This is a genomic window from Sphingobium cupriresistens, from assembly GCF_004152865.1.
GTDB lineage: Bacteria > Pseudomonadota > Alphaproteobacteria > Sphingomonadales > Sphingomonadaceae > Sphingobium > Sphingobium cupriresistens.
The window spans coordinates 1-4,282 of sequence record NZ_SEOO01000088.1; the positions used below are offsets into that span (position 1 = coordinate 1).

Below are 4,282 nucleotides of genomic sequence, written 5' to 3' on the forward strand. Positions count from 1 at the left end.
AGGGCATGGCCGCCCTTGCCACACCAATGATCGAGGAGGCACAGCCGCTACAGATTACACCCAAGGCCGCCTGAAAATGCAGCCCAGTGGCCACACCCGATTTTACACCACATTGACGGACGCGACCGCGCCCACGGTTCGGACAGCGGCTGGATCGGCACACCCGTCCCAGGATTCCGGCTCGGAAGTTCTGTCATCGAGATTGATCGCAGAGCATGATCAGGCCGTGCAGACAGTGGCGGTTCGGCTGAGGTCAGGAATGCGCGCATCGTCATAGACGCTGTTTACCGACATCTGCAGCGCCTGTTGCTCCGCAGCAAACCAGGTGGATGCAGGAACGGTGTAAGTCTCGGTGGCATAGTATTCGCCGCCGCTGAAGAAGGCGATGTCGACGATAAATTGCGGCAGGGGAAGGGACGATTGGGCGCGCATGGCGGCATCCTTTCATGACGATGGCCACCCCGGCGAATGACCGGGATGGCGAGGAGGGAGGTGGAGAAGGCATGAGAGCGGCGGCGTCGGGCCTCAAAGCGCCTGTTCGAGCAGCTTTCTGGCCTTGTTCTCCAGGTCGAGGCGGCTGTCCTGATGCGGCTTCGCCCGCGCCAGCGCCGTTATGCCCTGGACGAAATCATAGATGGATTCCGGCGGCCGGCCTTCCTCGGCCAGCACGGTCTGGATGATCTTTGCGGTCTCGGCCCTGGAAAAGCCCCGTTTGCGCAGGAAGGGTTCGCGCTCTTCCTCCTTGCGCGCGACGATCCGCTCGCGAGCGGCCTTGATGCCGGAGATGAAATGCGACGGCGAAGAGTTCGCGAAATGCTCGAGCGCGGGCGCGGCCTGATGCGCGAAACGGGCACCGGCGAATTTCGAGTGGCGGATGTTGACCTCCTCGAAATTCTCGACGCCCCACAGACAGCGGTTGGCGCACACACCGCGCAGATAAAAGGTCGCGATCCCGAGGGTTTTGGACCCGACCTCACTGTTCCAGGCGTAGAAGCCTCGAAAATAAAGGTCGGGATCGCCATTAGGAAGTTTGCCGGCCTCGATAGGGTGCGTGTCGTCCACGAGGAACAGGAAAATGTCCCGGTCCGATGCGTAGAGCGTGGTCGTCTCCCTGGTGATATCGACATGAGGGTTGTAGGTCATGCTGCCCCAATCGATGGTTCCGGGCACCTTCCAGCGCGTGTCGCCGACGCCATCGCCGGCAAAGGCCATCACCGCCTGGACCAGTTCCCAGTCGAAGATCCTGCCATATTCCGACCCGGTAGCCGCCCGCAATTCGGTGCGACCATTCTCGGTCTGGAGCAGTTTGACCTGCTCGCCCCGGTGGTTCATCAACCCATGCTGCAGGTTGATGCCGGCAAGCGCGGCAGGAAGCTGGCGCAGATAAGAGGCCGGGGCACCGACGAGACTTGCCACCTGGCCGAAAGACCAGTTGGTGGGGGCAAGCGGTCGATCATCGCCAGGCGCCACCAGCATCAGCCTTTCTGGATTGTCGCTTTTCGCCTCGACCCGGATCGAGCGGCTTTCAACGATACGCGTGGTCGCACGGTCCGCGCGGCCGCGCACGGCATCATAGAGACTGGTCAGCGAGAGATATTTCTCGTCGTCGGGACGGGATAACCATTCGGACGATACGCGGCTGCTCATGCGTCCGCGCGAGACATCGATCCGATAGGGCGCCGTAACGCGGGGGCTTTCGTTCATGGGGGCAAGGGTCGCCATGGAAATCGTCTCCTTGAGATGCAGAGCGACAGGTGCTTCACCGCCCCTGTCACATCCCTGCCCCTCCCTTCCCTTCGCGTGCCGCGATATCGGTTTCACGAGACCTCGACCGGCGGCAATAGGTACGACGGCAGCTTGCATGTTTTACAAATTGGCGTATATGTTCAACGAAAGGAGGCCGTGATGGCGACGAAGCACGAGGATCATCTGTCCCAGCGACATGGAGCGGTCGTGGCCGCTGCCAAGGCGGCGGGTTTGCTGTCGGGCACGAACAGCGCGGTCGGCGCCCGCGTGCCACGCGAACTCATCGATCGCGCCAAGATGCGCAGCGGCATCGCCTCGACCACCGATCTTGTCGAATATGCGCTCGCAAAAGTGGCGCTCGAAGATGATTTTGGAGCCAGGCTTGTGAGCCGGAAGGGCACGATCCCTGCGGACATTGCGCTTGGGATTTGATCGCAAGGCCTCGTTGCGCCGGATAAGGCCGCAGCGATCTGGTGCCAGGCTGTCGCGACGACCCGAAGAGGAATTGCCGCTTGTTCACAAGGCAGCTGTCATAGGCCGCGAGCTTCTGCTCGACACGTGCGTCTATATTGACGTGCTCCAGGGCAAGACACCGGTTGAAGTAGACTGTTTGCTGGAAAACAGGATCGTCAATCATTCCTGCGTGGCGCTTGCCGAGATGACCCACCTGATGGGCGCGCTCGATCCGGCCGACAAACGCACCGCGTCTGTCCTCAAGACGCTGGGACGGACAATCGACGATATCCCGGAGCATCGCCTCAGCGCGCCCTCCTCCCGCATGTTCGCAGAGGCCGGTATGCTGGCAGGCATGGTCACACGGCTTTGCGGCCAACCCCATTCGATCGCCCTGCTCAACGATGCGCTGCTGTTTCTGCAGGCTGCGGCGACCGGCTGTGACCTGCTGACCGGCAACCGGCGCGATTTCGATTTTTTCGATCAGATCATTCCTGGGACGGGCGTCATCCTGTATTGACCCGTCAGATAGGCCCGGGAAACCGACCATGCTCGCGACCGCCAGAATCGGTCAGGCAACATGCCAGCAGCACCAGCGTTCAGCCGCCTGCCGTGGACTGAGCAGGCCGTGATTGCCGGCGCACCATGAACGAAAAGAAGGATCGAGCGCGAGTCCCGGATCGGCGAGCCGGTCGATGACGTCCTGCATGAAGCGATCGACTGGAGCGATGGCGGCCCCGGCTCGAACGTGAGCTACCGCAGCCTGAAGTTGCGTCACCATTTTCTCGGCTTCATCGATTGAAATATCCTCGATCGCACGCATGCCGCCGCGCGGTCCGCAAATGGCCAAAGTTATGATTGCTGTGCCGGACGTCATCTGGCCCAGGGCGTCGATATGGACATGTCGGGACATGCCAATCTCCTATGATGTGCGGCGTGAAAATGTCAGAATAGGCTCAACTGTGGCGGCATCGATCGCTGCGATGCCCTTGGCTCGTGCGATGGCGGAACGGCGCCTTGCGATGGTGATGTCGCGGCGGTGACGGTGGTCGCGCGTTGGGCGGTCTCAGCCACGGGTTCACGACGTTGGCGAAGGGCGAGCCGAGCGGTCCGTCCCCCCAATATATGCGCTGGGGCGAACCAATGGTCCTGTATCTCGCCCGATAGGGAGTTTCCGACCATGAGATGTGCCGGGATATGAAGCAGTTAGAGCTGGATATAGGCCATGTGGATCGCGCGAGGATCGATATCGCTCGCTGTCACATGAAGGTGCCGCTGATAATTATGCCCGATATCGCGCATGGCCTCGGCAAGCGCGATCACCATAGGAAATGGCGCTCAGGAAGCCCTTAGCCATTCGTAGAGCAGATGATCGTCAGGACCATATTGCGAGCCGATGGCGATCCGGATCAGACGGCCGTCGCAGGCGAAGGCAGAGGCCCTGGGAAAGGACAGGTAGGAACGACCTTCGAGGATCAGGTCGCCCGAGCGCACTTTGGTGATGTCGCGGGTCGTTCCAAGCAGTCGATGACCAGACGGCGCGTCCAGAAGCTTCAGCCGATCACCTGCTTTTACGCGCTTCTTGAACGCCGCCAGTGATAGGACCGTATCGACGGGATTGCGGATACCCTGACGTTTTGCCAGTGCCGCCCAATAGGCCTGGCCGATGCGGACCTCACCGTAGAAACTGCATGACCAGAAATCCTGCAACGGATTGGTCCGCGTGAACCCGAACCGTTCCATCTGATCGCGCACCTCGACGATGAAGGCGTCCTGCGCTTCACGGCTGGTGAGGTCGTCAGGTGTATCGAGGATTTCCGCGATGACCTTGCGTCCGCCCGCAAATGTCTCGGTGCGGATCGCAAAGCTGGTGCCAGTCAAATGCTGGGCGAGATGGCGATCGATCCGGGAGGCGAGCGATGGCAACGCTTCGCCGGCGCGATAGAGATCGCCTTCATAATGGAAATTGCCGCGTGCGACGTGAAGTCGCTTAAGTAATTGTTTGAAAGGAGTTATCTCATGAATCAAACCTGATGTTCCGTCATCAGTAGCCTACCGGCACATGCGGGACTGGTAACGGTTC

The 4,282-nt window shown here is 60.7% G+C and carries 6 protein-coding genes; 2 read left to right on the forward strand and 4 right to left on the reverse strand.

Features of this window, described 5'->3' with window-relative positions; genetic code table 11:
• Window positions 1–219 precede the first annotated feature (219 nt).
• Window positions 220–432, reverse strand: coding sequence for a hypothetical protein (locus tag EWH12_RS21515; protein WP_129927776.1), 213 nt, complete (start codon window positions 430–432; stop codon window positions 220–222).
• A 93-nt stretch (window positions 433–525) separates the two neighbouring features.
• The gene (locus tag EWH12_RS21520; protein ID WP_129927777.1) at window positions 526–1,722 is read right to left on the reverse strand and encodes a DUF932 domain-containing protein; all 1,197 of its coding nucleotides are present in this window, start codon (window positions 1,720–1,722) and stop codon (window positions 526–528) included.
• Window positions 1,723–1,905: 183 nt separating this feature from the next.
• Here EWH12_RS21520 and EWH12_RS21525 point away from each other — a divergent pair, with 183 nt between their 5' ends.
• Window positions 1,906–2,178, forward strand: coding sequence for a hypothetical protein (locus EWH12_RS21525; protein ID WP_129927778.1), 273 nt, complete (start codon window positions 1,906–1,908; stop codon window positions 2,176–2,178).
• Window positions 2,168–2,719: a type II toxin-antitoxin system VapC family toxin gene (locus EWH12_RS21530; RefSeq protein WP_165363696.1), complete on the forward strand. Its 552-nt coding sequence runs from the start codon at window positions 2,168–2,170 to the stop codon at window positions 2,717–2,719. The genes EWH12_RS21525 and EWH12_RS21530 overlap by 11 nt, the downstream gene beginning before the upstream one ends.
• A 51-nt stretch (window positions 2,720–2,770) precedes the next feature.
• Here EWH12_RS21530 and EWH12_RS21535 read toward each other — a convergent pair whose 3' ends face one another.
• A complete protein-coding gene (locus EWH12_RS21535) occupies window positions 2,771–3,112 on the reverse strand; it encodes a hypothetical protein (RefSeq protein ID WP_129927780.1) in 342 nt (113 codons plus the stop codon).
• 425 nt (window positions 3,113–3,537) lie between these two features.
• Window positions 3,538–4,227 carry a hypothetical protein gene (locus tag EWH12_RS21545; RefSeq protein ID WP_129927781.1) on the reverse strand — a complete coding sequence of 230 codons (690 nt, stop codon included), beginning with the start codon at window positions 4,225–4,227 and terminating at the stop codon, window positions 3,538–3,540.
• Between the last annotated feature and the right edge of the window lie 55 nt (window positions 4,228–4,282).

Excerpts from the sequence above, each read along its gene's own strand:
- EWH12_RS21515 (WP_129927776.1), bottom strand. The coding sequence starts at position 432 with ATGCGCGCCCAATCGTCCCTTCCCCTGCCGCAATTTATCGTCGACATC.
- EWH12_RS21535 (WP_129927780.1), bottom strand. The coding sequence starts at position 3,112 with ATGTCCCGACATGTCCATATCGACGCCCTGGGCCAGATGACGTCCGGC.
- EWH12_RS21520 (WP_129927777.1), bottom strand. The coding sequence starts at position 1,722 with ATGGCGACCCTTGCCCCCATGAACGAAAGCCCCCGCGTTACGGCGCCC.
- EWH12_RS21525 (WP_129927778.1), top strand. The coding sequence starts at position 1,906 with ATGGCGACGAAGCACGAGGATCATCTGTCCCAGCGACATGGAGCGGTC.